Source organism: Methylobacterium symbioticum (genome assembly GCF_902141845.1).
Taxonomy (GTDB): Bacteria; Pseudomonadota; Alphaproteobacteria; order Rhizobiales; family Beijerinckiaceae; genus Methylobacterium; species Methylobacterium symbioticum.
Genome location: NZ_CABFPH010000243.1, coordinates 1 through 786 on the forward strand (window position 1 = coordinate 1; position 786 = coordinate 786).

At 65.3% G+C, this 786-nt stretch carries 1 pseudogene; it reads left to right on the forward strand.

Annotated features, from left to right (window positions below):
- Positions 1 to 786: pseudogene (locus tag MET9862_RS29060) on the forward strand (IS3 family transposase); the annotation flags it as partial.

Here is a 786-nt window from a genome sequence, read left to right on the forward strand (position 1 = left end):
GGTGGCCGATCTATCTTTGGAGAAGCAGGTGCTGGCGGACGTTGCCGCGGGAAACTTGTAGCCCCCGAGCGACGCCGGCAGGCGGTCGATGGCATCCGGGAGAAGTACGGCCTCTCGGAACGTCACGCCTGCCGGATCGTCGGCCAGCATCGGGGCACGCAGCGCTACGTGTCCACGTTGCCTGCCGACGAGGATGCGCTGACCCGTGCCATCATCGCCCTGGCGTCCGAGTACGGGCGCGACAGATACCGCCGCGTCACCGCGCTGCTGCAAACAGCGGGGTGGCAGGTGGGCAAGGATCGGGTTCAGCGCTATCCAAGCGTCGTGAGGGGGTCAAGGTCCCGCAGAAGCACCGACCACGCAGCCGCCTCTGGCTGAACGATGGATCCTGCGTGCGGCTGCGCCCACTCCATCGCAACCGCGTCTGGAGCTTCGACTTCGTCCAGGCCCGGACCCACGACGGACGCTCGCTTCGGGTCCTGACGCTGATCGACGAGCATAGCCGGGCTTGTCTGGCGCTGAAGGTGGCGCGACGCATCAACAGCGTGGGCGTGATCGAGGTGTTGGCGGGGGCCATGTGCCTGCACGGCATCCCGGAGAACATCCGCTGCGACAATGGCCCGGAGATGATCTCTAAGGCGTTGCGCAAGTGGGTCGCCAAAGCCGGCCCGCAGATCCAGTACATCACTCCCGGATCGCCTTGGGAGAACGGCTATTGCGAGAGCTTCAACGGCAAGCTGAAGGACGAGTGCCTACGCCAAGAAATCTTCTACTCGTTGCGGGAGG